The sequence below is a fragment of the Corynebacterium sp. TAE3-ERU16 genome (genome assembly GCF_019209935.1).
GTDB classification, from domain to species: domain Bacteria; phylum Actinomycetota; class Actinomycetes; order Mycobacteriales; family Mycobacteriaceae; genus Corynebacterium; species Corynebacterium antarcticum.
Window position 1 is genome coordinate 1 of record NZ_JAHUTN010000011.1, and the last position, 22,756, is coordinate 22,756.

Genomic DNA, 22,756 nt, shown 5'->3' on the forward strand with positions numbered 1-22,756 from the left:
GTACCCCCCCCCCGTGGCCTTCCTCGCCGACCCGCGGCCGCGGGCGGCCCGGGGCCGCCCGGCCGCCTCGTCTTTGTCGCGCCCCCGCTCCCCCCCCCCCCCTCACCCCCCGCGGTGCCTCCCCAACCCCCCCCCCGCCCCCCACCCCCCCCCCCCCCCCCGGGGGGGGGGGGCCCGGGCCTCTGTCGTTCCGTGGGATCAGGTGTTCGGGGCGGGGATGTCGTCACCGTCGATGCCGTTGACCGGGATGCGGCACTCACCGGTCATTCCGGTCCCGCCCGCGGCGGTCACGACGATCTCGTGGATGGTGGCGTTGGGGATGCCGCTGGGTATCTGCCATCCCGTGGCTCCCTCGTCGAGTCTGATCTCGTAGTCGGTGTTCTGCTTCTCGCCGGGTTCCGGCTCATGGACGATCCGGATGTCGATCCGGTCCCCGGGCTTCCCGTTGTAGGTGATGTCGGCCGACGGTTTCCGGTGGTCGATGTCGATGACCTCCGGGTCGCAATCGCCGGATGTGGATACCTCGCCGAGGATCGGTGCGTCCGTCGGTCTGGGTGCGAGTTGTGCCGAGGGGGCGGTTGACTCCCGCTCGTTCGGCGGGGAGCAGGAGGCTGCCGTCGCGAGGAGGGTTGCGGAGCAGACTGCGAGTACAAGCGGTGTCCGTCGGAGGATCATGTCGGAGTAACTCCTTCGTTCGGTGTCGGGCCTGTGCCCCACGCTACCGGGGGGGGTGGATCGGTGTTTGTATCAATTCATTGACACAAACACCGGTCCCACATAGTGTCATTTGTGCCATATGATTGGTACAAAACTCGAAGGAGTCCACCATGACACCCGTCCTTCCCCTGATAGTCGCAATTCTCGGAGGCATCGCCGGCGCTGTGTCGATCCGCTTCGTGCGGAGGCGAGGAGTCCCCGACGGAGACGCCGTCGCCATCGAATCCCCGGTCCTGGTGCGCTACCGCCGTTGGATCATGGGTGGGGTGGTGGTCGGATCGATCACCGCACTGCTGGGGATCCTTCTCGTCACCGGGCTCGGTCTGGGGCTGGTGTTGGCCCCGATGGTGTTCGCCGTCGTAGTCCTCACCACCTCGGCGCTGGCGGTGGCCACCATCCGACCGCGACAGGGCGCGCGTCGTCAAGCGCCGCTGGCCACCAGAACACTCCGTTCCACCGCCGGGACCACGGACCTGATGGTGGCGCTCACCACGGTCGTTGTCACCGTAGCGGTCCTCGTCACCGGAATCCTCGCCGGATCCCCCGATGACCTCGGAAGGCAGGGACGGGCAGTCACGGTGTTCTGTGACATGGACGACGGACTCCATGTCATCTCATCGACCCCGTGGCCCGGAAGCTGGTACTCGACACCGCTGCTCATCATCCTCGCGACCTGCACACTCATCGGGCTCGGAGCGCTCATTCTCGCGACGAAACGCCCCGTCCTGCCTGATCTGGAGGCCGATGCATCATTCCGCAGGATCGCCGGACACACCGGCACCTGCACCCTCACTTTCACCGCGGCGGTCACGGGCGCCCCGATCGCCTTCCGGATGCTCTCCGCGTACCCCGACTGTGCGGGCATGCCGGGCTTCCTGTGGGCGATTGCGGCAGCCGGTGGGTTGCTCGTCTGTTCCGCCGTGTACGCCGTGGGGCAGGTCGGTGCGGCGCTGGCCGGGCGAGCTCCGGAAGCGCGGTGATCCCGGATGAACCAGCAGGGGATAACCGTTCGGCTGGATGACCCGACGCCGGTCTACGCACAGGTGCACCGGGAGGTTCTCCGGCTCATCGCGGTCGGGGAGCTGACCGAGGGGGACCGGCTACCACCGTTGCGCCAACTGGCGCGGGACCTCGGGGTCGCCCCGGGCACGGTCGCACGCGCCTACCGGGACCTCGAGGCCGCGGGCACTGTGACCACCCGTCGCGGCGCTGGCACCCGGATAGCGGCGGGCGCGCCGAAGGATGGCGCCGCCGGGTCCGTCGATCCGCTGGCCGCCAATGTCGCAACCCTGATCGCCGACGCCGTTGCGGCGGGCATCCCGCTGGATGAGGTGCAGCGGCGGATAGCGGAGGCGTGGCCGGCGGGGTGAGCCGGGACCGTTAGGATTGACGATTGCCAGTTCACCGCACACGTCAGTTCCAAGGAGAATCCCATGGCCGGATACACCCCGGGCGAAACCACCGTGCACACCTCGGTCGCGGAGATCGGCCGCGTCACCCGCGCTCTGCGCGCGACCGCACGGCCGGTCGTTCTCGTTCCCACCATGGGCGCACTCCATGAAGGACACCTGGAACTCGTCCGGGCCGCGCAATCCCTCCCGAGGGCCGTGGTCGTGGTGTCCATCTTCGTCAATCCGTTGCAGTTCGGGGACGGGGCCGACCTGGACTCCTATCCGCGGACCCTGGACGCTGACGTGGAGAAGCTGCGGAAACTCGGCGTTGAGCTGGTGTTCGCCCCGTCCGTGCGCGAGATGTACCCGAACGGGTTCCGGACCACCGTCTCCGCCGGGCCTCTGGCCGAGGAGCTGGAGGGTGCCGCGCGTCCCGGCCACTTCGATGGTGCGCTGACCGTCTGCCTGAAGCTGTTCAACGTGACCAACTGCTCCGACGCGGTGTTCGGGGAAAAGGACTACCAGCAGCTCGTTCTCATGCAGCAACTCGTGACGGACCTCAACCTGCCCGTCCAGCTGCATTCCGTCCCCGTCATCCGGGAGAACGACGGGTTGGCCATGAGCTCCCGGAACGTCCGGCTCGATGACGCCTCGCGGCAGGCGGCCGTCGCTCTCTCCGCCGCGCTCACGCTGGGTGCGCACTGCGGCGATCAGGGTGTGGACGCGGTGCTCACGGGCGCCCGCTCCGTGTTGGACTCCGTACCCGGTGTCGAGGTCGACTACCTGGAGCTTCGCGACGGCAGGTTGACCCGGCTGCCCGGGGACGTCGGGGAAGGTGAGGCCCGCCTGCTCGTCGCTGCCCGGGTCGGAGGCGTCCGGCTGCTGGACAATGTCGGTGTCATCCTCGGTGATCTGCAGACCCGCAGGGAGAAGGAGATCGCCCAGGCCGCCCTCCACGCCGCGGGGCTCGACGCCGAGCTCAGCGATGAGGAGATGGCGGAGCTCCGGAGACTCAGGGAAAAGGTACAGGAGATACGGTCTTCCCGCCGGGGCGGATCCGGAGATTCCCGCGAATGAGGATCAGCACCACCCGTCCACCGGTCGCCCGGAAACGCCGCGGCGTGGTCACCGGTCGCTGAGGGGGAGATTCCCTGCGCCCACACTGATATCTCCGCCGCCGACCCCGCGTGGGGAGCGGGGAGCCGGGCCCCGCACGTTCACCGGCGGTGAATTGGCGGACCATTCCGCCGGGGTTTCCTCCGGCGGCCGGGCGGTTGGCGGTCCGAAACAGGCCCCTGCGGCCGGTGCGTGTCCGGGTCTGAGGTGCCCCGGGTGGTTGGTGTACCCGGTTGCCCTCCTGACGCAGTCGGGTCCCGGTTGAGCGGACTCGGCCCGGATTCGTCTGCAGGCAGGGATGCCGCCACTTCACCGCCGGTCCACATTGTCCACACGGCGCGGGGCCGGTCGGGGTGCGCCGATCCCGGGGTGGACCAGGGGGCTCCCCGGGCCGCGGGATGGAGGAAACTCCCCACCGGCGCACCAGGTCGTCGGATCGGTGCGCGGAGGTGGTCGTGGCCGGAAGTCGGGAACGGGCGAGGAACCACCGCCACTCCCGCGACTGAATCCCCTGTGCCGGTGGCTGGTGTCGTCTGCCTTCGCTTCCACCCGATCTGCCGCCACCGCTGCACGGGAGGCTCCCAGGTGGCGCGAGACATATATAGAGGTATTCCGTCCTATATAGAGGTGCCCCTACATAGAGGTTCCTATATAGAAGTAGACGTGTTCATGTACTCGGCCGGGCGGCCACTTCTGGGGTGTCGTGTGGTTCGCCGCCCGTGTACCGGCCCCGGATGGGATCCGGTCCGGGCGAGCGTGTGAGGGGTCGGGCTGTGGGAGACCGTGGTGGAGATCCGCGTGGTTCCCGGACCCGCCGGCTGGCGCGTGTTCTCCCGGAGGACAGAGATGTGCCCGCTGAGCCGGGCTGTCCACGGTCTTTCGTTCCGGAGAGGCTGCAGGCCGGGCGTGGTGCGGCGACGGCGGATCCGGCACCGGGCAACCGGGAACCGGACGGGACGTTCGGTGTTTCCGGAAGGGACCGCAAGCCCGGGATGTTCCGGGGGAGCGGGTCGGCGGGGAGAAGACGGTCAGTCCTGTCTCTATCCGGTTGCGTGCACGCCTGCACCGGTCCTTTCCCGGACGAAGAGGGATACAGCTTCCGATCGGTGATTCCCCGTCGGAGTCCGGCCGCGGCGCCGATCACGATGCCTCGGGAACAGCCGTCGGCCACAGGCCGAACCGACGATTCATGTACTCCGGGATGCTCGCCGTTTCCTGTCGGTCGTCCCGGGACAGCGGAATCCGGTGCTCCGGGTCCCTCGGGTGGTGGTCCGCCGGGCCCTCCCCGGAGAACCCCGTTAGGTGGCGGTGGAGCGGTACATACGGTCCCACATATAGCGGTTGAGGCTGTTGTGGTCGATGTGGCGGGGCGCTGCTCGCGTTAAAACCCCCCGGATAGGGGCAATTTAAGAGAGGTTGAGATTATCTCAGGCGATTCCGGGCTCTATCTGGCCTGTGTACGTCTTCGTTACTCCGAAAACGCGTTTATCCGTGTTTTTCTCATCTGGTACGCGCCAGCTGGCGATTATAGATGAAAAAGTGCAGGTCGTGAGCCCGGATGTATGCCCCGGATGTGGGTACCCGGTTCCGGCGCCGTCCCGGGGTCGGGAGGATTGTCGATCAGAAAGATGTTGACTCCCACGCTGCGTGTGCTTAAATGAGTCCATGACGTCCTGAGGGCGTCAGCAACTGGAATCTACTACCAGCTCCAGGCTGGTTCCTCTCAAGGAGAACAACATGGACATCGCTCATCAGCTCGGCGCTTTCAGCGACATCATCGGCGGCATCGTCAAGGTCTTCGGCAACATGCCCGAAAGCATCTTCCAGGTCTGGAAGGCCCTCCGCGGCTTCACCGCTGTTGAGATGAGCCTCGGCACCGCCGCCATGAGCGCCGGCAACCCGGTTGCCGAAGGCCTCGCGGTCATCGCCGAATAATCAGCACTTCCCAACTCATAACTCTCTAGGAGCCCTAAAATGGCAAACTTCTCCCTCGCTTCCGACCTCTTCTCCCTCGCTTCCGGCCTCTTCTTCGTCAACGAGTGGAACCCGGTCGTTCAGCTGCTCCACGTCCTCGAGCCCTTCGCTAACGTGGCCGGTGGCCTGAAGAGCATCCTCGGCGCTTTCTGATCGCCGCTTCACTCCTGACGGAGTGAACCTCCCTCGCTGATCCATGATCTTTGAGGGCAACGAGAACCCGGTACCGTGCAATGCACGGTACCGGGTTCTCGCGTTTAGGTACCCGCAGTCCGCCGCGTCGGACGGTTTCAGATGAGATATCCACCCGCTGTCCCCCCGTCGGCGTGGTGAGTCCAAGAATCGTCCGCGTACTCCCCCTCGCGGCGTTAAACTGAGATCATGGCTGAACTTCCCGAGCAGGAACTCCCCGTCGTCGACCTGGCCGCCACCGAAGGCTACATCGTCGATGATTCAGACGATGACGATCCAGTCCTCATCAGGCCCGACGGCGCGCCCGTGGAGACATGGAGGGAGAACTACCCGTACGACGAGCGGATGTCCCGGCACGAGTACGAGCACATCAAGCGTGCCCTCCAGATCGAGCTGCTCAAATGGCAGAACTGGACGAAGGACACCGGGCAACGCCACATCATCCTCTTCGAGGGACGTGACGCCGCGGGTAAGGGCGGAACCATCAAGCGTTTCAACGAGCACCTCAATCCGCGCGGTGCGCGCACCGTCGCACTGGAGAAGCCATCCCCGCGCGAGTCGACCTCGTGGTACTTCCAGCGCTACATCGAGCACTTTCCCTCAGCGGGGGAGATCGTGTTCTTCGACCGCTCCTGGTACAACCGTTCCGGTGTCGAGCGCGTCATGGGTTTCTGCACGGAGTCCCAGCACGCCGAGTTCCTCCGCGAGGTGCCGATGCTGGAGAACATGATCATGGGATCCGGGATCTCACTGACCAAGTTCTGGTTCTCGGTCACCCAGAAGGAGCAGCGCACCCGCTTCGCCATCCGCCAGGTTGACCCGGTCCGGCAGTGGAAGCTCTCCCCGATGGACCTCGCGTCACTGGACAAGTGGCCGGACTACACCCGCGCCAAGGAGGAGCAGTTCCGGTACACGGACACCGACGAGTCGCCGTGGATCACCATCAAGTCGAACGACAAGAAACGGGCCCGCATCAACGCGATGCGCTACGTGCTGTCGAAGTTCGAGTACACCGGCAAGGACCATGAGCTCGTCGGTGAGCCGGATCCGAAGATCGTTCTCCGCGGGCGGGACCAGATCGGCGACTGAACGTCCGGCCCAGTGCCCCACCCGGGGACACTCAGCCCCGGGGCTCGACCGGGTTTCCGTGCCACACCGTGTGGCCGGGTACCCGGTCTCCGCGTAGTACCAGGGAAGCGGGCCCGATGGTGGTGCCCTCGCCGAGGGATGCCGCGGGGAGGATCACGGAGTGCGGTCCCAGGACCGCCCCGGCCCCGATCCGCACGGTGTCGAGACTCATCACCCGGTCCTGGAAGAGGTGCGTCTGCACCACGCAGCCCGGTCCGATCGTCGCCGCGTCCCCGATCTCCACGAGATCCGCCTCGGGCAGCCAGTAGGACTCGATCCAGGTACCCCGTCCGATCCGGGCGCCGATCGCGCGGAGGAACCACACCAGCGGCTGGGCACCCTGATTCGGGTTCAGGAACCACGGGGCGGCGACGGCCTCGACGAACGCGTCCTGGAGCTCGTTGAGCCACACGAAACGGGACCACAGGGGATGCTCGCTGGGTCGGATCCTGCCGACACACAGCCACTTCACCGCCACGGTGATCGCCGCTGCCCCCATGCCGGTGGACATGAGGATGAGCCCACCGCACAGCCAGGCCAGTACCGCACCGGCGAACGGGGCGTCCGGCCGGGTGTACAGCCACTGCAGGGCCAGCAGTGTGCCCGCGGCGAGAACACCGGAAGTCATGGGGGCGAGCAGCCGCATGGTCTCCACGAGGCCGCGGGCGCGCTTCAGTCGCGCAGTGGGCTGGTAGGTCCGGGCCTCGCCGCCGGCGTCGACCGTGACACGGCGCAGCCGCTCCGGAGGGGAACCCAGCCAGTTCGATCCGGCGCGTGCCTTCTTCGGCGTCTGGGAGAGCACGGCGACGAGTGAGTTCTTCGCGAGTTTGCGGCCCGCCCCGGCGATCCCGGAGTTGCCGAGGAAGCTGCGCTTGCCGATTCGGGTCCTTCCGGCGAGCATCCACCCGCCGCCCAGCTCGTAGCCGCCGACCATCGTGTCATCGGCGAGGAACGCACCATCCCTGATCTCAGTGAACGCTGGCACCAGGACGGCCGTGGAGATCTCGGTGTCCCTGCCGACGCTCGCGCCGAGCGCGCGCAGCCACGCCGGGGTCAACCGCGAGGCGTAGAGCGGGAAGAGGTGGGTGCGGGCCGCGTCCATGAGACGTTCCGTGGCCCACAGCTGCCAGCCGATCCGGGAACGTACCGGATGAACCCCGGTGGCCAGTCGGACCGACATCAGGCGCACGCCGACGAGTGTGAGGACCACATTCAGTCCGAAGGCGACGAGCGCACCGAGCGGCGCGAGGATGACACCCGCGGCGACGGTCTCCGTGGGGCTGCCCCCGAGGACGGTCGCCAGCCAGGCGACGACAGCGGCGCCCACCCCGACGGAGAGCACCGGCATGAGGCTCAGCGCCAGGGACGTCACCCCGTAGACCGGAACCCACCACGGGCGCCGGTCCGGGTGCTCCTCCGGGAAACGCTGCTTCGCGCGGCCGACCTTCGCCGCCGGCGAACCTGCCCAACGGGCCCCGGCCTTGACCTTCTTGTCCCCGGTCACGCAGGATCCGGCTTCGACGTGTGCACCGGCCCCGATTACGGCCCCGGGCAGCAGGGTGGAACGTGCGCCGACGCGGGCGTCCGCCTCCACGGTGATCCGGCCGACGTGGACCGTGTCACCGTCGACCCACATGCCCGACAGATCCGTCTCCGGTTCGATGCAGCAGTGGTCACCGAGGGTGAGCAGGCCGGTGACCGGGGGGAGGGTGTGGAGGTGCACGTCCCGCCCGACGGTCGCTCCGAGCAGGCGGGCGTAGCTGGTTATCCACGTCGCCCCGGCGATGTCCCGGGCACCGCACGCGTCCTGGATCCGGTCCGCCGTCCACAGCCGCAGGTGCTCGGATCCGCCGCGGGCGTAGTCACCCGGCGCTATGCCGCGGGTGAGCAGACGCGCGGCGAACGCACCCATCGGAAGCCTGCCGATCGGGGTGACGAAGACGATGAGGAGGAGCAGGACCAGCCACCAGGGGGCGGGCTTCGCCCACCACGCCCCGGCAGCGGACGCGAGATTGTTGCCCACGAGCAACCAGGCCACCCACTGCGCGGCCTGGAGCGTCATCACCGGAACCTGGATCAGGTGCTGAAGGACACGGGTGCCGGCCGGCACGGGACGGGCGGGCTGTTTCTCGGCCGCCCCGGAGTCGTTGTCCGGACGTTCGTCGAGGCGGTGCGCGAGAGCACCCAGCCGCGGATGGTCGTAGAGCTCCCGTACGGAGATGGTCGGGAACCGTTCCCGGATCCGGCCGACCAGCGTCGCCGCGGCGAGCGACGTGCCGCCGAGCGCGAAGAAGTCCGCGTCCGGATCGGCCACCGCCGCACCGAGCACGTCCACCCAGAGCTCCGCGAGCCAGGCCTCGGTCGGGGTCATCGCGGAGGTGTCCGTCACCGCGCCGGGCAGCGGCCACGGGAGCGCGGCCTTGTCCACCTTGCCCGATGTCCGGACGGGCAGTTCATCGAGCACGCAGAGTCGGGGGACGAGGGCCGCGGGCATGCCCTCCGCGAGGCGGGCCGTCGCGGCCTCCGTGTCGAATTCCACCGCGTCGTCCTCGCGCGAGAGGTAGGCCACGAGGACCTTGGAATCGGCGCCCGTGGTCTGGACCACGACGGCGGAGGACCTAACGCCCGGCAGAGCCGCGACGGCGGCCTCGACCTCACCGAGCTCGATCCTGCGTCCGCCGATCTTGACCTGGTCGTCGACCCGGCCGACGAAGTAGAGCCCGTCCTCCTCCAGGCGTACGTGGTCGCCTGAGCGGTAGGCCCGGGACCAGCCCACGCTGCGCAGCGGGGCGTACTTCTCCCGGTCCTTCTCCGGGTCGAGGTACCGGGCGAGGCCTACGCCGCCGATGACTAGTTCACCTACCTGTCCCGGGGCGACCGGGGCGCCGTCGGCGTCGACGACGACGAGATCCCAGCCGTCGAGGGGGAGCCCGATGGACACGTCGCGGCCGGCGTGGAGTCGCGCCGCGCAGGCCACGACGGTGGCCTCGGTCGGCCCGTAGGTGTTCCAGATCTCCCGGTCGCCGGTGTCCAGTCGCTGGACGAGTTCGGCGGGGCAGGCCTCACCGCCGAAGATGAGCAGGCGGACGTTGTCGAGGGCTTCCGGGGGCCACAGACCGGCGAGGGTCGGGACGGTGGACACGGCGGTGATGTCGCGGCTGATCAGCCACGGTCCTAGGTCCATGCCCGAGCGCACCAGCATGCGCGGTGCGGGGACGAGGCAGGCGCCGTGCCCCCAGGCGAGCCACATCTCCTCGCAGGAGGCGTCGAAGGCGACCGAGAGCCCGGCGAGCACCCGGTCGTCGGGTCCGAGCGGACCGCCGGGGGCGTCGGCGAGGAACATCCGTGCCTCGGCGTCGACGAAGGCGGCGGCCGAACGGTGCGTGACGGCGACGCCCTTGGGGCGACCGGTGGACCCGGAGGTGAAGATGATCCAGGCGTCGTCGTCCGGTCGTGGCGGGCGGGTGTCCCCACCGGCGGTCCGGTGGTGCACCGTCAGTCCGGCGTCGGTGACGGTCGCGTTGACGCGGGCCTCGCCGAAGACCATCTCGGCACGCTCGTCCGGGTCGTCGGCGTCGACCGGGACGTAGGCGGCGCCGACCGTGAGGATCGCGAGGATCGTGGTGTAGAGCCCGCTGCCGCCGCTCGGCAGGCGGACGCCGATGCGGTCGCCCCGGCGGATGCCTGCGGCGTGGAGGTCGGCGGCCTTGCGGCGGACGACGTCCACGAGTTCGGTGTAGGTGAGCACCTCTCCGTCATCGATCGCCGCGGCGTTGGGGTGCGCGGCCGCGGTGCGGGAGAGGATGTCGACGAGCGTGCGGCGGGGTGGGGCCTCGCCCGCGCGCAGGAACTGCTGGGGTACGGATTTCAGTGACACGGTGCGGGGCTGGGCGCTTTCCGGTTGGGGGTGATTTCTAGTCGGCGTCGAGGGCGATGATCGCCTTTGCGAGCTTGCGCAGGTGTTTGAGCTGCTTCGAGGTCGACTCGTCGAGGGCGCGGTCCTCGGCGTCGGTGACGATGTCGGCGAGCTTCTTCTGGGCCGCCCGCCCCTTCTTCGTCGCGGCGACGATCTGTCGGCGACGGTCCTTCTGGTCGCGCTCACGTTTGACCCAGGCGTGCCGCTCGAGGCCGTCGATCAGCCGGACCATGTCTGAGGCGTCGACGGCGAGGAGTTCGCACAGTGCGGTCTGGCTGGCCGCCGATTCCTCGACCAGACAGGTGAGCACCCAGTATTCACGGAGGCCGGTCTTCTCGTCGGCGAGGGCCCTCTCGACCTCGTCGCGGGTGCGTCTGCGGAGCCGCTCGAGCTGAAATGACGGGGATTCGAGGAGTGCTGTCGGAACAAGAGGGGTCGCTGCCATAACGTTGATCCTAGCTTTCCAACATGGCGAACGTAAAACGTTGGTGGGTATCCACCATTGTGTGTCGCCGTGATTCGATCGGGGTCAGGTGCCGGGAATCTCCACGGGCAGTTCCGCGGCGCGCCACGCCGACGTACCGCCCTCCACATTGATCGCGTCGATGCCGTGATGCTCCAGGTACTCACAGACACGGGCCGAGCGGCCGCCCGAGAGACAGATGACGTAGAGGTCACGATCCCGGTCGATCTCGTCGAGTCGACCGACGATCTCGCTCATCGGCACATTGACCGCACCGGTCGCGTGACCGTCCGCGAACTCGTCGGCCTCCCGGACGTCGATGAGCTGGGCGTCGGACGGGACGGCGGAGGGGAGAACGGTTCTCATGTGTCGATCCTTCGTGTGGGGGTGTCGGCTGCTGTCCGGGTTTCACCCGCGGGCTCACCCCGGACAGCAGCAGTTTACCTGCGGGCCCCGTGCATTCGGCGGAAACACGGGCCCGAACGGGGCTGGATCGCCGCGGCACCGCAGCCCGATTCCGGCGGGCAACGGGCCGATGTCGCGTGAGGTCAATAGACTGGGTCCATGCAGGGAACCCGTTCGACGATGTTCAACTTCGGCTGGCCACTCGTGGTCGCCCTCATCCTCCTCGTCGTCATCGCCGCTGTCCTGGCCAGGATCGGCCGGACCGAACACGCGCCGGTCATTCCCTGGGCCGCTGTCCGGGCGACGGCCCAGCTGCTGATTCTGGGATTCGTCCTCGACTTCGCGGTGAGCCGTGCATGGGCGGTCGCGCTGTTTCTCATCGCGATCACGCTCACGGCCGCGGAGACAGCCCACGGACGCATCCGGGCCGCCCGCGTCGGCCAGCACGTTCCGCGCAGGGATCGCCCCCGGCTGTCCCCGGGTCGTCGGATCAGGGAGATCCTGATACTCACCGTTCCCGTGGGGCTCGGACCCTTCCTTCTGGTCGGTGCCCTGCTGCTGTCCGGGATCCTGGACATGCGCGGGCTCGCGGTGATTCCCGTCGCCGGTATCCTCATCGGGCACGGAATGGCGGTCTCCGCCCTGACCGGCCGCCGCGTGCACGAGGAGCTCCGCGCCGGGCGGGGCGAGGTCGAGGCCGCGCTCTCGCTCGGATTCACCGCCGGCCAGGCGCGGATGCTCGTCGCCGAGCGCGCGGCGAGTGCCGCGCTCGTGCCCACCATCGACACGACCAAGACCGTGGGCATGGTCACGATTCCGGGGGCCTTCGTCGGCATGGTTCTGGGCGGTGCGACGCCCCTGGAAGCCGGGATCATGCAGCTTTTCGTGATCATCGCGATTCTCGCGGTCGCCACCGCGGCGCTGACGATCACCGAGTACCTCGTGGTGTGGCGCCTGCTCTGACCGCTGCGACGGGGAGTCCGGGGCCGCCGCACGGACACCGCCACCGGTTTCTCTCGGGAACCCGGAATCAACGGAAGCTTCATGCACGGGGCTCAGGGAAGGTCAACTAGTCGGAGTCCTTGTGCCGGTGGGGCCAGCCCCGCCTACCTCGGGGGCGCCGTTCCTTCCCCTGCGGTCCCGGGGGCGCGGCCGGTGGCTGGTCCGCGGTGACGGACAGATGCCGGATCAGCCGCTCCTGCTGTTCGGTCATCCGGCTGATCTGGCTCCGGAGCTGGTCGATCTCGCGGCGCAGCCCCCTGATCTCCATGCGGGCGGCGGTCTGCTGATCCTGCATGGCCGCTGTATCCTCGTCATCGACCTGCTGGACCAGCCACGATGCGAACGTCGCCGTGACTATGCCGGCGACGGCGATACCGCCCAGCATCACCGCGATGCCGATGTACCGGCCGCTCGTGGTCGTCGGGGTGATGTCACCGTAACCCACCGTCGTCACCGTCACGATCGACCACCAGACGGCGTCGAAGAACGTGTTGATCTGTGAGTCGGGGTTACCGTGCTCCACGTCGTAGATGGACAGCGCGGAGATCAGGAGAAGCAGGATCGAGGCGACACCGGTGTACGCGGCGACCGTGACTCGTTTGTTCGTCGCCGAGAACCGCTGCACCAGGAAGATCACCGGCAGGATCCGCAGCAGGCGCAGCGGCCGGAACCAGGGCAGCACGACCAGGAGGAACTCGTGGAGGTGGCGCCAGAACCAGCGGACCCGGTGTTCCGCGAGATAGAGCCGGGCCGCGTAGTCGACGATGAACGCCCACCAGGTCAACCACATCCCGTATTCGGCGATGCGGGTCCAGCGGGCGTCTGCCCGTCCGATGGAGGCCCAGATGAACAGCACCAGGAACACGATGGAGACGATGATCATCGGTCCCTCCACCTTCGCCTCCCACCGCTGCTGCGCGGGTGCGTCCTCAGGAATCTCCGGGTGGAAGACCGCGAGGTAGGCGTACTTCAGGCGGGCCGGGAAGGACGGTTCCTGATCCGGGTCCGCTGTGGTCCGGGTGCTCTCGTCTGGGGTGGCGGGCATGACGAACAGTCTGCCATGCCCGGGAATCTAGCCCTTGTAGCGATCGATGGAGGCCTGCAGGATCTTCTCCGCCTCGGCCTTGTCACCCCAGCCCGCGCCCTGGACCTCTTTACCGGGCTCCAGGTCCTTGTAGTGGACGAAGAAGTGCTCGATCTCGTCGCGGACGAAGGAGGACACGTCGTCGATGTCCTGCAGGTGGTTGAAGCGCGGATCGTCCAGGACACAGAGCAACTTGTCGTCGCCGCCGGCCTCGTCCGTCATCTTGAACACGCCGACGGTGCGGGCCTTGACGATGACGCCGGGGAGGAGCGGCTCGGGCAGGATCACCAGCGCGTCCATCGGGTCGCCGTCCTCGCCGAGGGTGTGGTCGATGAAGCCGTAGTCGGCGGGGTACGCCATCGGGGTGAACAGGTAGCGGTCCAGGTAGACCTTGCCCGTCTCGTGGTCGACCTCGTACTTGTTGCGGGAGCCCTTGGGGATCTCGATCGTGACTTCGATGCTCATGGTGTTTGTTGCCGTGTTCCTTTCCCTGCACCCCCCACCGCGGTGCGGAGAGGCACCGCGGGACGTGACGCAGGATCGACTGCTGTGGACTGGAAAACGGGGACGGCTGAAACCGGACCCGTGACCATTCCATCCTAGCCTTGACGGTGCACCGGGCCTGCGCGGTGCACTAGGATCATGCCCGCAACGGAAACGACCGGCGGGCAGGATACGCGACGCCGGGCGAGGCTCGGAAAGGGAAGTCATGGCGCGCAGGGACGGGTGGTGGGTGATCTCCGCCGTCCTGGTGGTGGCGACCGCAGGCGGAGTGACCACCGTCGCGGCACTCAAGGCCGAGGCCGACCGGGCTCTCACCCACTCGGCACCGCTCACGGTCGCCCGCCCCACCGAGGCATTCACCCCGGTACCGACCGACGGCGATTCCACCGGTGCCGACCCGGCGACGGCGGAAGTGGTCGCCCGCCTCGACGCGTTCGCCGCCGATCCCCGCCTCGGGCACCTCGTCGGATCCGTCACCGACGCGACGACCGGTGAGGTGATCTGGAGCCGGGAGCCGGACCAGCCGGTGCGTCCGGCATCCACCGTGAAACTACTCACCGCGGCCGCGGCGCTGCTGACGTTCGGGCCGGAACACACCGTCACGACCTCCGTCGTCGAGGGCGCGGAACCCGGTACCGCCGTACTCGTCGGCGCGGGGGACGTCGACCTGGGGACGGAGAAACTCGACGAACTCGCCGGGTCAGTCCGGGCGCAGTTCCCGGGCGACGGACCGGTGGACGTCTTCGTGGACACGTCCCGGTGGTCCGCTGACGACTTCGCCCCCGGCTGGTTCCGTGACGACATCGCAGCCGGCTACATCGCCCCCATGGAACCGGTGATGATGAACCGGGGACTCATCGATCCCGCCGACCTCCACGGGCCGCGCAGCGCCGAACCGGCGGTCGACGTATCCCGGGCGCTGGGGGAGCGGCTGGGGGCCCGGCGTTTCGGCTACACCACGGCACCCCACGATGCCCGCGTGCTGGCATCGGTCACCTCGGCACCCCTGGCCGACCGGCTGGAACTGATGATGCGGACCAGCGACAACGTCGCGGCAGAGGCCCTCGGCCGGGAGCTGGCACTGAGCCGCGGGCTACCCGCCGACTCCGCGGGCGCCGGGCGGGCGGTGCTCGACATTCTCCGGGAGCAGGGGTTCGACGTGACCGGTGCCCGACTCGACGACACGTCGGGGCTGTCCGGGGAGGACGAGGCGACGACCGGGCTTCTCGACGCCGTGCTCACCGCAGCCGCCCGGGGCACGGAGCTCCGGGCGCTGCTGGACACCCTCCCCGTCGCGGCGGCGACGGGGACGCTGGCCAACCGCTTCGACGGGTCCGTGGGACGTGGCTGGGTGCGGGCCAAGACCGGGACACTCACCGACACCTCCGCGCTCGCGGGCACGGTGACGTCGGTGGATCGTCGGGTCTACACCTTCGCGTTCATCTCCAACGGCTCGGAGATCCTGCCAGCCAGGGACGCCCTGGACGTACTGGCCTCCACGTTGCGGGCCGGGTGACCGGCGGGTGCCCGCGCGGATCGGGGATGTGCCGGTTCCCCGCACCTGCCCGCACTTTCTCACCCTGCGTCACGCGGTCAGGCGGGTCGAGGCCCCCGGCCGGCCCGCTGTGCTCGGGGTGTCCGGAGGGCCGGATTCCCTGATGCTCGCGGCGGCCGCCCGTGCCGAGGGGGTGGTCGTGCACGCGGTCTGCGTCGACCACGGGCTGCAGCCCGGGAGCGGCGCTCAGGCGGAGAGCGCCGCCGCCCAGGTGCGTTCTATGGGGGGAACCGCCCAGGTCGCCGTCGTCGACCCGTCCGGGTTCACCGGTGGGACCGAGGCGGCGGCCCGTGCCGCGCGCTACCGGGTCCTCGGTGCCGTCGCCGCCCGGCTCGGTACCGCGGTGTGGGTCGGGCACACCCTCGACGACCGCGCCGAGACCCTGCTGCTCGCGGCGCTCCGGGGCAACCCTGGCGGCCTCGCGGAGGAGGGGATCGTCCCCGGAACCGCGGACGCGGAGGACCCCGTCCCGTTGATCCGCCCCTTCCTCGGCGTCCGCCGCGCGGACACCGTCGGCGCGGCCCGTGAGCTCGGCCTGACGCCGTGGCACGACCCACACAACAGCGACACCGCCTTCCGCCGGGTGGCGCTCCGGAGGGAGATCCTGCCGGCGCTCGCCGAACTCGTCGGGGGAGACCCGGCTCCCGCTCTCGCCGAGGCATCCGCCAAAGCGACGCAGGACTCCGAGCTGCTCGACCGCCTCGCCGATGACGTGCTCCGCAGGCACCGCGACGGTGCCGGGGACAGCGGGACGGACGTCCTCCCGGTCGGGGTCGGGGACGAGCACCCGGCGCTGCGGCGCAGGATCATCGCCCGGTTTCTCCGGGACCACGGGGTGGTCGTCAGCACCCGCGGAATCTCCGGCGTCGACGCGCTTCTCGGTGACTGGCACGGGCAGGGGCCGGTCGCGGTGGGTGGAACCGCCGACGGGCGCAGGTTGGTTGTGGCGCGCCGTGGTGGCATTCTGACTGTGAGCACGTGCTGAAGGACACTCTGTGACCGGGCTCACCGTGCCGCGAGCGAACGACGACGAAGGGTCGAGACACACCATGCACGAACAGCTGAACAACCCTGTCCCCGACGGGCCCTACGGAACCGACGTGGAGAAGGTCCTCGTCACCGAGGCCGATCTGCAGCGCCGGGTCGCGGAGATGGCGGCGAAGGTGTCCGCCGAACACGCCGACGACGAGCAGGACCTCATCCTCATCGGGGTCCTCAAGGGGGCCGTCTTCTTCATGACCGATTTCGCCCGCGCGCTGACGATCCCCTCCCAGATGGAGTTCATGGCGGTGTCCTCCTACGGCAACGCCAGTTCATCGTCCGGCGTCGTCCGGATCCTGAAGGACCTCGACCGCAACATCGCCGGCCGCAACGTCCTCATCGTGGAGGACATCATCGACTCCGGGCTCACGCTCTCCTGGTTGATCAAGAACCTGAGGAGCCGTGGGCCGAAGACCCTCGAGGTCATCTCCCTGCTCCGCAAGCCGGAGGCGGTGAAGGCGAAGGTCGACTTCTCCGACATCGGGTTCGACATCCCGAATGAATTCGTCGTCGGCTACGGCCTCGACTACGCCGAGCGCTACCGTGACCTGCCCTATGTCGGCAGCCTGCACCCGAGTGTCTACGCAGACTGACCGTGCCGGGCGGCCGCCCGGCACGGCCCGGGTACCCTGTGTGTGAGCTGCGCCGGGGATGATTCTCCGGCGCCCCGTCCACCGGCACGCTGTCCGTGCCCCGCAACGACTTGAAAAGAAAGGGCCCGGCGACCGCGCCCCGACGACACGACACAGCCGTCGGGACCGTCCGCCGGCTTGGCTTGTGAATGGATAACAAGAAACTGCTGAGGATCGGCGCGATCGCCGCCGTCGTCCTCGTCGCCCTGTACGTGATGACCGTGCTGACCGACGACACCCGTGCCTACCGCAAGGTGGACACATCGGTCGCGTTGGCGCAGCTGGACGAGCACAACGTCGCCGAGGCCCAGATCGACGACCGTGAGCAGCAGATCCGGCTGAAGCTCAAGGAGGACATCACCGTCGAGGAGCGGGACGGCATCAGCGAGATCATCGCCGAGTACCCGGCACGGACCACCCCGGTCATCTTCGACAGGGTGCAGGCGGCCGACGCGGAGAAGTACACCACCAAGGTCACCCGCGAGAGCTTCCTCGGCTCGATGTTCAGCGTCATGCTGCCGATGCTCATCGTCTTCGGTCTGCTGATCTTCTTCTTCTCCCGCATGCAGGGCGGTGGTATGGGCATGCTGGGCATCGGCGGATCCCGGGCCAAGCAGCTCACCAAGGACATGCCCACCAACACCTTCGAGGACGTCGCCGGGGCCGACGAGGCCGTCGACGAACTCCACGAGATCAAGGACTTCCTCCAGGATCCCTCGCGCTACGAGGCACTGGGGGCGAAGATCCCGCGCGGCGTTCTCCTGTACGGCCCGCCCGGAACCGGTAAGACCCTGCTCGCCCGTGCCGTCGCCGGTGAAGCCGGCGTGCCGTTCTACTCGATCTCCGGCTCCGACTTCGTCGAGATGTTCGTCGGCGTCGGCGCCTCGCGCGTCCGCGACCTGTTCAAGCAGGCCCGCGAGAACAGTCCCTGCATCATCTTCGTCGACGAGATCGACGCCGTCGGACGCCAGCGCGGCTCCGGCATGGGCGGCGGCCACGACGAACGGGAACAGACCCTGAACCAGCTGCTCGTCGAGATGGACGGCTTCGGTGACCGCGAGGGCGTCATCCTCATCGCCGCCACGAACCGCCCCGACATCCTCGACCCCGCGCTCCTGCGCCCCGGACGCTTCGACCGCCAGATCCCGGTCACCAACCCGGACCTCAAGGGCCGTGAGATGATCCTCAAGGTTCACGCCAAGGGCAAGCCGCTGGCCCCGGACGCGGACCTGAATTCCCTGGCCAAGCGCACCGCCGGCATGTCCGGCGCCGATCTCGCCAACGTGCTCAACGAGGCGGCGCTGCTGACCGCGCGAATCGGCGGCAACGTCATCACCGCCGACGCCCTCGAGGAGGCCACCGACCGCGTCGTCGGCGGCCCGCGCCGTTCCAGCAAGATCATCTCCGAGCACGAGAAGAAGGTCACCGCCTACCACGAGGGCGGCCACACCCTCGCCGCCTGGGCGATGAAGGACATCGAGCGGGTCTACAAGGTCACCATCCTCGCCCGCGGCCGTACCGGTGGCCACGCCATGACCGCGGCCGAGGACGACAAGGGCATGTACAACCGCTCCGAGCTGTTCGCCCGGCTGGTGTTCTCGATGGGCGGCCGTGCAGCCGAGGAACTCGTCTTCGGTCAGCCCACCACCGGTGCGTCCTCCGACATCGAGCAGGCCACCAAGATCGCCCGTGCGATGGTCACCGAGTACGGCATGTCCCCGGAGCTCGGCACCGTGAAGTACGGCGAGGAACAGGGCGACCCCTTCTCCGGCCGTGGGGCCGGAGGCAGCCTCGACTACTCGCCGGCCGTGGCCGCCACGATCGACCAGCAGATCAGGTATCTCCTCGACAAGGCGCACCGGGAGGCGTACTCCATCCTGCGCGACAACCGGGGGACCCTCGACCGGCTCGCCGGGAAACTCCTGGAGAAGGAGACCCTGCGCCGACCCGACCTGGAGGCACTGTTCACCGACATCACCGCGCGGGAACCGCTCGAGGTCTTCGCGGGTGAGGACACCGACTACCCGCGCCAGTTCGGCCACGAACCGGTGAAGACCCCCACGGAACTCGCCATCGAACGTGGGGAGGAACCGCCGAAGAAGTTCTCCCTGCTGGAGATGTCGAAGGCCGCCCGCGCCCGCCGCGAACGGCAGCTCGCCGCTTCGGGCGTGCCCGGACCGGGGCAGAACCCGCAGGGGAGCCCGGAAACCGGGGGACAGCCGCAGCAGAACCGGACCCCCGGTCCGGATCGGCGGGGCAACACCGGATTCGGCTACGGTGACGCGACGGGTTCACACTCGGTCGATCCCGTCCGGGAAGCTGACGGCGGAGGCGCCGCCCCCACCGGCAGGCACGCTCTGCCGCCCCGGGGCGGGAATCCCGTCGACACCGACACCTCCACACCCGCCTACGGCGGAACCCCGCCGCCGCCCGGCTGGTCCGCCCCCGGCTGGCCGCCGCGCGACGGATCCCGGCCCAACCCCTACGCCGCCGGTGCGGGTCGGGGAACGCCGGAACGCCGCTCACCGGAGGAACACCCCGGGATGGCGTCCTACGGTCCCGGCGAACCGGAGAACGGGACGGACGGGGTGCAGACCTTCGCCGCACCCGGGGACGGTGAGCTGATCGGTTTCCGGCTGCCCGACCATGAACAACCCGAGCACGCGCAGGAGGGCGACGATAGCGTCGACGCGCCGGACGATCGCGACGGGAACGTCTCGGAGACCCCCTCGTCCAGCCCGACGGACGTCATCGATCTCGGGGACACAACCAGCGAACCGCCGAGGGAGGAAGACGATGAGCGACGGGATTGATCTGGAGCGGGCCGCCGCGGCGGTACGGGAACTGCTCCTCGCGGTGGGGGAGGACCCCGACCGGGAGGGGCTGAAGGAGACCCCCGACCGGGTCGCCCGGGCGTACGCCGAGGTTTTCGCGGGGCTGCACGCCGACCCTTCCGAGGTGCTCGCCAAGACCTTCAACGAGGACCACCAGGAACTCGTCCTCGTGCGGGACATCCCCATCTACTCGACCTGCGAGCATCATCTCGTACCGTTCTTCGGGGTGGCGCACATCGGCTACATCCCCGGGAAGAGCGGACGGGTCACCGGTCTGTCCAAGCTCGCCAGGCTGGCGGATCTCTACGCCAAGCGCCCCCAGGTCCAGGAACGCCTCACCCGGCAGATCGCCGATGCGCTGGTCAACCGGCTCGATCCACAGGCGGTCATCGTCGTGATCGAGTGTGAACACCTGTGCATGGCGATGCGCGGTATCCGCAAGCCCGGAGCCACGACCATGACCTCGGCGGTCCGTGGTGGATTCCAGCACAACGCCGCCTCCCGTGCCGAGGCGCTGAGCCTCATCCGGGCGAAGCAGTGACCACCGGGGCCGTCACACGGACACCCCGCCGGTCACCCGACGGGCTCCCCGTCCGGGACCGGTGCCTGGTCATGGGCATCGTCAACGTCACGGAGGACTCCTTCTCCGACGGCGGCCGCTACCTCGACCCCGAGGTGGCCGTCGCGCACGCCCGCGAGCTCGTCGCGTCGGGGGCGGACATCATCGACGTCGGCGGGGAGTCGACCCGCCCCGGTGCCGTCCGGGTTGACCCGGACGTGGAACTGCGCCGGACCGCCCCGGTGATCCGTGCCCTCACCGAAGAGGGGATCCCCACGTCGGTGGACACGATGCGGGCCGGCGTCGCAGCAGCTGCCGTGGAGGCCGGCGTCTCCCTGATCAACGACGTCTCCGGCGGTCAGGCCGACCCGGACATGTTCCGGGTGATGGCGCAGTCCGGGCTCCCGGCCTGCCTGATGCACTGGAAGACGGTCCGATTCGGGGACGCGTCGGGGGCCGCGCACACCGACGGCGACGTGGTCGCCGACGTGCGGCGGCGGCTCGAGTGTCTCGCCGGGGAGGCGCAGGCCGCGGGGATCGCCCCGCACAACATCATCATCGATCCCGGTCTCGGCTTCGCCAAGACCCCGGAGGACAACTGGGCGCTGCTCGCGGCGCTGCCGGAGTTCACCTCGGGGCCCTACCCTGTCCTCGTGGGCGCGTCCCGGAAGCGGTTCCTCGCCGCGGTACGGAGCGACCGGGGACTGACCGGATCCGCGGATCCCGCGACAGCGGCGGTCACCACGCTCTCCGCGCACCACGGTGCCTGGGCCGTCCGGGTCCACGACGTCGCGGTCTCCCGCGACGCGGTGGACGTCGCCGCCGCGTGGCGGAAGGCGGTCCGGGACACGAGTGAACACCAACTGGAAGGACGGGATTTTCCCGAACATGGCTGACAGAATCGAACTCAGGGGACTGAAGGTACACGGGCGGCACGGCGTGCTGTCCGCGGAACGAGCCGCGGGACAGGAGTTCATCGTCGACCTGACCTGCTGGCTGGACTTCACCGCAGCCGCGGCCGGGGACGACCTGGAACGCACCGTCGACTACTCCGAGCTCGCGCAGCTCGCCCACAAGATCGTCGCGGGCAGCCCCCGGGACCTCATCGAGACCGTCGCCGCGGAGATCGCCGACACGGCTATGGGAGCATTCACACAGCTCTACGCCATCGAGGTGACGGTGCACAAACCACACGCACCCATCCCGCTCGACTTCGCTGACGTGGCTGTCGTGGCGCGACGTTCCCGTGGCGGCCGGGGGCAGGGGCAGCCCTGATGCGCGCGGTCCTGTCAGTGGGCGCCAATCTCGATGACGCGACCCGCGCCGTGGAAGGTGTCCTGCGCCACTTCGCCCCGGAGACGGTCTCCGCCTCGCCGGTGTACGACACCGCCCCCTGGGGGGTGACCGAGCAGCCCGATTTCGCCAACGCCGTCGTCATCATCGACACCACCGATGCGCCCGTGGAGTTGCTCGACCGCTGCCAGGCCCTCGAGAATGCCGCCGGTCGGGTCCGTGAGCTCCGGTGGGGGCCGCGGACCCTGGACGTCGACATCGTGCAGTGCGTCGCCGCGGACGGTTCCGAGATCCGCAGCGGCACCGAGCGGCTGACTCTCCCGCACCCGCACGCCCATGAGCGGGCGTTCGTCCTTGTGCCGTGGCTCGCAGCGGACCCCGGGGCCGTGCTCGCCGGGGTACCCGTGGCAGATCTGGTCGACGGGTTGCCGTCCGCGGACGTTGCCGGGGTGCGGCTGCCGGAGGAGCGCCGGTCGTGAGGGCGACCCAGATCCCGCTCCTCGTCGCGACGGCATTGTTCTGTGCCGGGGCCACGGCGATACTGACATGGCGTTTCTACGCGAATTTCATTCCGATATCGGTGACCGCATCGGTCACGCTGTGGCTCATGGCGGGACTGTGCGGGGTGTTGGCGTGGCGTGTCCGGGTCCATCTGGACAAGGGGCGGATAGGGCTCGACCGGAGCCAGCTCAACCCGATCACCGTCGCACAGTGGCTCGTCATCGGGAAGGCCTCGGCGTGGACGGGAAGCGTCGTCGGTGGAGCGTATCTGGGGATGTCGGTCTACATCGTTCCGAGGTCGGGCACGTTGATCGCCGCCGCCGACGATCTCCCCGGGGTCCTCGTCTCGTTCCTCGGGGGGTTCGCCATGGCCGTCGCCGGAGTGATCCTGGAGCGCAGCTGCGAGGTGCCGCCACCGTCTGACGGGGAGCCCGCGGCCGTCGCGTGAC

Annotated in this window: 22 protein-coding genes; 16 read left to right on the forward strand and 6 right to left on the reverse strand. The window is 68.9% G+C overall.

Annotated features, from left to right (window positions below):
* Positions 1–198: 198 nt before the first annotated feature.
* Positions 199–675: a hypothetical protein gene (locus KRX55_RS10660; RefSeq protein ID WP_218407719.1), complete on the reverse strand. Its 477-nt coding sequence runs from the start codon at positions 673–675 to the stop codon at positions 199–201.
* 152 nt (positions 676–827) lie between these two features.
* Here KRX55_RS10660 and KRX55_RS10665 point away from each other — a divergent pair, with 152 nt between their 5' ends.
* The 6 genes from KRX55_RS10665 (at position 828) to ppk2 (ending at position 6,479) form a co-directional block, all read left to right on the forward strand.
* Positions 828–1,697 (forward strand): hypothetical protein, encoded by an 870-nt coding sequence (locus KRX55_RS10665; protein ID WP_218407720.1) that lies wholly within the window; start codon positions 828–830, stop codon positions 1,695–1,697.
* Between the two features lie 6 nt (positions 1,698–1,703).
* A complete protein-coding gene (locus KRX55_RS10670; RefSeq protein WP_218407721.1) occupies positions 1,704–2,087 on the forward strand; it encodes a GntR family transcriptional regulator in 384 nt (127 codons plus the stop codon).
* A 63-nt stretch (positions 2,088–2,150) separates the two neighbouring features.
* Positions 2,151–3,185, forward strand: a complete 1,035-nt coding sequence (gene panC, locus KRX55_RS10675; RefSeq protein WP_218407722.1) for a pantoate--beta-alanine ligase — start codon at positions 2,151–2,153, stop codon at positions 3,183–3,185.
* Between the two features lie 1,776 nt (positions 3,186–4,961).
* Positions 4,962–5,159 carry a hypothetical protein gene (locus tag KRX55_RS10680; RefSeq protein WP_218407723.1) on the forward strand — a complete coding sequence of 66 codons (198 nt, stop codon included), beginning with the start codon at positions 4,962–4,964 and terminating at the stop codon, positions 5,157–5,159.
* Positions 5,160–5,198: 39 nt separating this feature from the next.
* Positions 5,199–5,351, forward strand: coding sequence for a hypothetical protein (locus KRX55_RS10685; RefSeq protein WP_218407724.1), 153 nt, complete (start codon positions 5,199–5,201; stop codon positions 5,349–5,351).
* A 228-nt stretch (positions 5,352–5,579) separates the two neighbouring features.
* Positions 5,580–6,479 (forward strand): polyphosphate kinase 2, encoded by a 900-nt coding sequence (gene ppk2, locus KRX55_RS10690; protein ID WP_218407725.1) that lies wholly within the window; start codon positions 5,580–5,582, stop codon positions 6,477–6,479.
* Between the two features lie 31 nt (positions 6,480–6,510).
* Here ppk2 and KRX55_RS10695 read toward each other — a convergent pair whose 3' ends face one another.
* The 3 genes from KRX55_RS10695 to KRX55_RS10705 all read right to left on the reverse strand — a co-directional run bounded on the left by KRX55_RS10695 (position 6,511) and on the right by KRX55_RS10705 (position 11,263).
* Positions 6,511–10,395, reverse strand: a complete 3,885-nt coding sequence (locus tag KRX55_RS10695; RefSeq protein WP_218407726.1) for a Pls/PosA family non-ribosomal peptide synthetase — start codon at positions 10,393–10,395, stop codon at positions 6,511–6,513.
* Between the two features lie 37 nt (positions 10,396–10,432).
* Positions 10,433–10,879 carry a MarR family winged helix-turn-helix transcriptional regulator gene (locus tag KRX55_RS10700; protein ID WP_218407727.1) on the reverse strand — a complete coding sequence of 149 codons (447 nt, stop codon included), beginning with the start codon at positions 10,877–10,879 and terminating at the stop codon, positions 10,433–10,435.
* Between the two features lie 84 nt (positions 10,880–10,963).
* On the reverse strand, positions 10,964–11,263 hold the full coding sequence (locus KRX55_RS10705; RefSeq protein ID WP_218407728.1) for a rhodanese-like domain-containing protein: 300 nt from the start codon (positions 11,261–11,263) through the stop codon (positions 10,964–10,966).
* Between the two features lie 198 nt (positions 11,264–11,461).
* Between KRX55_RS10705 and KRX55_RS10710 the strand changes: the two genes are divergently transcribed.
* A complete protein-coding gene (locus KRX55_RS10710; protein WP_218407729.1) occupies positions 11,462–12,265 on the forward strand; it encodes an ABC transporter permease in 804 nt (267 codons plus the stop codon).
* Positions 12,266–12,371: 106 nt separating this feature from the next.
* On the opposite strand, the gene KRX55_RS10715 is transcribed toward KRX55_RS10710, so the two are convergent.
* Both KRX55_RS10715 and KRX55_RS10720 read right to left on the reverse strand, forming a co-directional pair.
* Entirely contained in the window at positions 12,372–13,349 is a 978-nt protein-coding gene (locus KRX55_RS10715) for a potassium channel family protein (protein WP_218407730.1), read from the reverse strand.
* A 27-nt stretch (positions 13,350–13,376) separates the two neighbouring features.
* The gene (locus KRX55_RS10720; RefSeq protein WP_218407731.1) at positions 13,377–13,853 is read right to left on the reverse strand and encodes an inorganic diphosphatase; all 477 of its coding nucleotides are present in this window, start codon (positions 13,851–13,853) and stop codon (positions 13,377–13,379) included.
* Between the two features lie 244 nt (positions 13,854–14,097).
* Between KRX55_RS10720 and dacB the strand changes: the two genes are divergently transcribed.
* From dacB to KRX55_RS10765, 9 genes are all read left to right on the forward strand, one after another.
* Positions 14,098–15,408: a D-alanyl-D-alanine carboxypeptidase/D-alanyl-D-alanine endopeptidase gene (dacB, locus tag KRX55_RS10725; protein WP_218407732.1), complete on the forward strand. Its 1,311-nt coding sequence runs from the start codon at positions 14,098–14,100 to the stop codon at positions 15,406–15,408.
* A gap of 7 nt (positions 15,409–15,415) precedes the next feature.
* Positions 15,416–16,432: a tRNA lysidine(34) synthetase TilS gene (gene tilS, locus KRX55_RS10730; protein WP_218407733.1), complete on the forward strand. Its 1,017-nt coding sequence runs from the start codon at positions 15,416–15,418 to the stop codon at positions 16,430–16,432.
* Positions 16,433–16,496: 64 nt separating this feature from the next.
* Positions 16,497–17,081, forward strand: coding sequence for a hypoxanthine phosphoribosyltransferase (gene hpt, locus KRX55_RS10735; RefSeq protein WP_218407799.1), 585 nt, complete (start codon positions 16,497–16,499; stop codon positions 17,079–17,081).
* Between the two features lie 188 nt (positions 17,082–17,269).
* Positions 17,270–19,933 carry an ATP-dependent zinc metalloprotease FtsH gene (gene ftsH, locus KRX55_RS10740; protein WP_218407734.1) on the forward strand — a complete coding sequence of 888 codons (2,664 nt, stop codon included), beginning with the start codon at positions 17,270–17,272 and terminating at the stop codon, positions 19,931–19,933.
* On the forward strand, positions 19,917–20,495 hold the full coding sequence (gene folE / locus KRX55_RS10745; RefSeq protein WP_218407735.1) for a GTP cyclohydrolase I FolE: 579 nt from the start codon (positions 19,917–19,919) through the stop codon (positions 20,493–20,495). Before ftsH ends, folE begins: the two co-directional genes overlap by 17 nt.
* A gap of 71 nt (positions 20,496–20,566) precedes the next feature.
* Positions 20,567–21,409 carry a dihydropteroate synthase gene (gene folP / locus KRX55_RS10750; RefSeq protein WP_218407736.1) on the forward strand — a complete coding sequence of 281 codons (843 nt, stop codon included), beginning with the start codon at positions 20,567–20,569 and terminating at the stop codon, positions 21,407–21,409.
* Positions 21,402–21,788 carry a dihydroneopterin aldolase gene (gene folB / locus KRX55_RS10755; RefSeq protein ID WP_218407737.1) on the forward strand — a complete coding sequence of 129 codons (387 nt, stop codon included), beginning with the start codon at positions 21,402–21,404 and terminating at the stop codon, positions 21,786–21,788. The genes folP and folB overlap by 8 nt, the downstream gene beginning before the upstream one ends.
* Positions 21,788–22,285 (forward strand): 2-amino-4-hydroxy-6-hydroxymethyldihydropteridine diphosphokinase, encoded by a 498-nt coding sequence (gene folK, locus KRX55_RS10760; RefSeq protein WP_218407738.1) that lies wholly within the window; start codon positions 21,788–21,790, stop codon positions 22,283–22,285. Before folB ends, folK begins: the two co-directional genes overlap by 1 nt.
* Positions 22,282–22,755: a DUF3180 domain-containing protein gene (locus tag KRX55_RS10765; protein WP_218407739.1), complete on the forward strand. Its 474-nt coding sequence runs from the start codon at positions 22,282–22,284 to the stop codon at positions 22,753–22,755. Before folK ends, KRX55_RS10765 begins: the two co-directional genes overlap by 4 nt.
* Position 22,756 lies beyond the last annotated feature (1 nt).

Coding starts and splice junctions, on each gene's coding strand:
- KRX55_RS10660 (WP_218407719.1), bottom strand. CDS start 675: ATGATCCTCCGACGGACACCGCTTGTACTCGCAGTCTGCTCCGCAACC.
- KRX55_RS10665 (WP_218407720.1), top strand. CDS start 828: ATGACACCCGTCCTTCCCCTGATAGTCGCAATTCTCGGAGGCATCGCC.
- KRX55_RS10670 (WP_218407721.1), top strand. CDS start 1,704: ATGAACCAGCAGGGGATAACCGTTCGGCTGGATGACCCGACGCCGGTC.
- panC (WP_218407722.1), top strand. CDS start 2,151: ATGGCCGGATACACCCCGGGCGAAACCACCGTGCACACCTCGGTCGCG.
- KRX55_RS10680 (WP_218407723.1), top strand. CDS start 4,962: ATGGACATCGCTCATCAGCTCGGCGCTTTCAGCGACATCATCGGCGGC.
- KRX55_RS10685 (WP_218407724.1), top strand. CDS start 5,199: ATGGCAAACTTCTCCCTCGCTTCCGACCTCTTCTCCCTCGCTTCCGGC.
- ppk2 (WP_218407725.1), top strand. CDS start 5,580: ATGGCTGAACTTCCCGAGCAGGAACTCCCCGTCGTCGACCTGGCCGCC.
- KRX55_RS10700 (WP_218407727.1), bottom strand. CDS start 10,879: ATGGCAGCGACCCCTCTTGTTCCGACAGCACTCCTCGAATCCCCGTCA.
- KRX55_RS10705 (WP_218407728.1), bottom strand. CDS start 11,263: ATGAGAACCGTTCTCCCCTCCGCCGTCCCGTCCGACGCCCAGCTCATC.
- KRX55_RS10710 (WP_218407729.1), top strand. CDS start 11,462: ATGCAGGGAACCCGTTCGACGATGTTCAACTTCGGCTGGCCACTCGTG.
- KRX55_RS10715 (WP_218407730.1), bottom strand. CDS start 13,349: ATGCCCGCCACCCCAGACGAGAGCACCCGGACCACAGCGGACCCGGAT.
- KRX55_RS10720 (WP_218407731.1), bottom strand. CDS start 13,853: ATGAGCATCGAAGTCACGATCGAGATCCCCAAGGGCTCCCGCAACAAG.
- dacB (WP_218407732.1), top strand. CDS start 14,098: ATGGCGCGCAGGGACGGGTGGTGGGTGATCTCCGCCGTCCTGGTGGTG.
- hpt (WP_218407799.1), top strand. CDS start 16,497: ATGCACGAACAGCTGAACAACCCTGTCCCCGACGGGCCCTACGGAACC.
- ftsH (WP_218407734.1), top strand. CDS start 17,270: ATGGATAACAAGAAACTGCTGAGGATCGGCGCGATCGCCGCCGTCGTC.
- folE (WP_218407735.1), top strand. CDS start 19,917: ATGAGCGACGGGATTGATCTGGAGCGGGCCGCCGCGGCGGTACGGGAA.
- folP (WP_218407736.1), top strand. CDS start 20,567: ATGGGCATCGTCAACGTCACGGAGGACTCCTTCTCCGACGGCGGCCGC.
- folB (WP_218407737.1), top strand. CDS start 21,402: ATGGCTGACAGAATCGAACTCAGGGGACTGAAGGTACACGGGCGGCAC.
- folK (WP_218407738.1), top strand. CDS start 21,788: ATGCGCGCGGTCCTGTCAGTGGGCGCCAATCTCGATGACGCGACCCGC.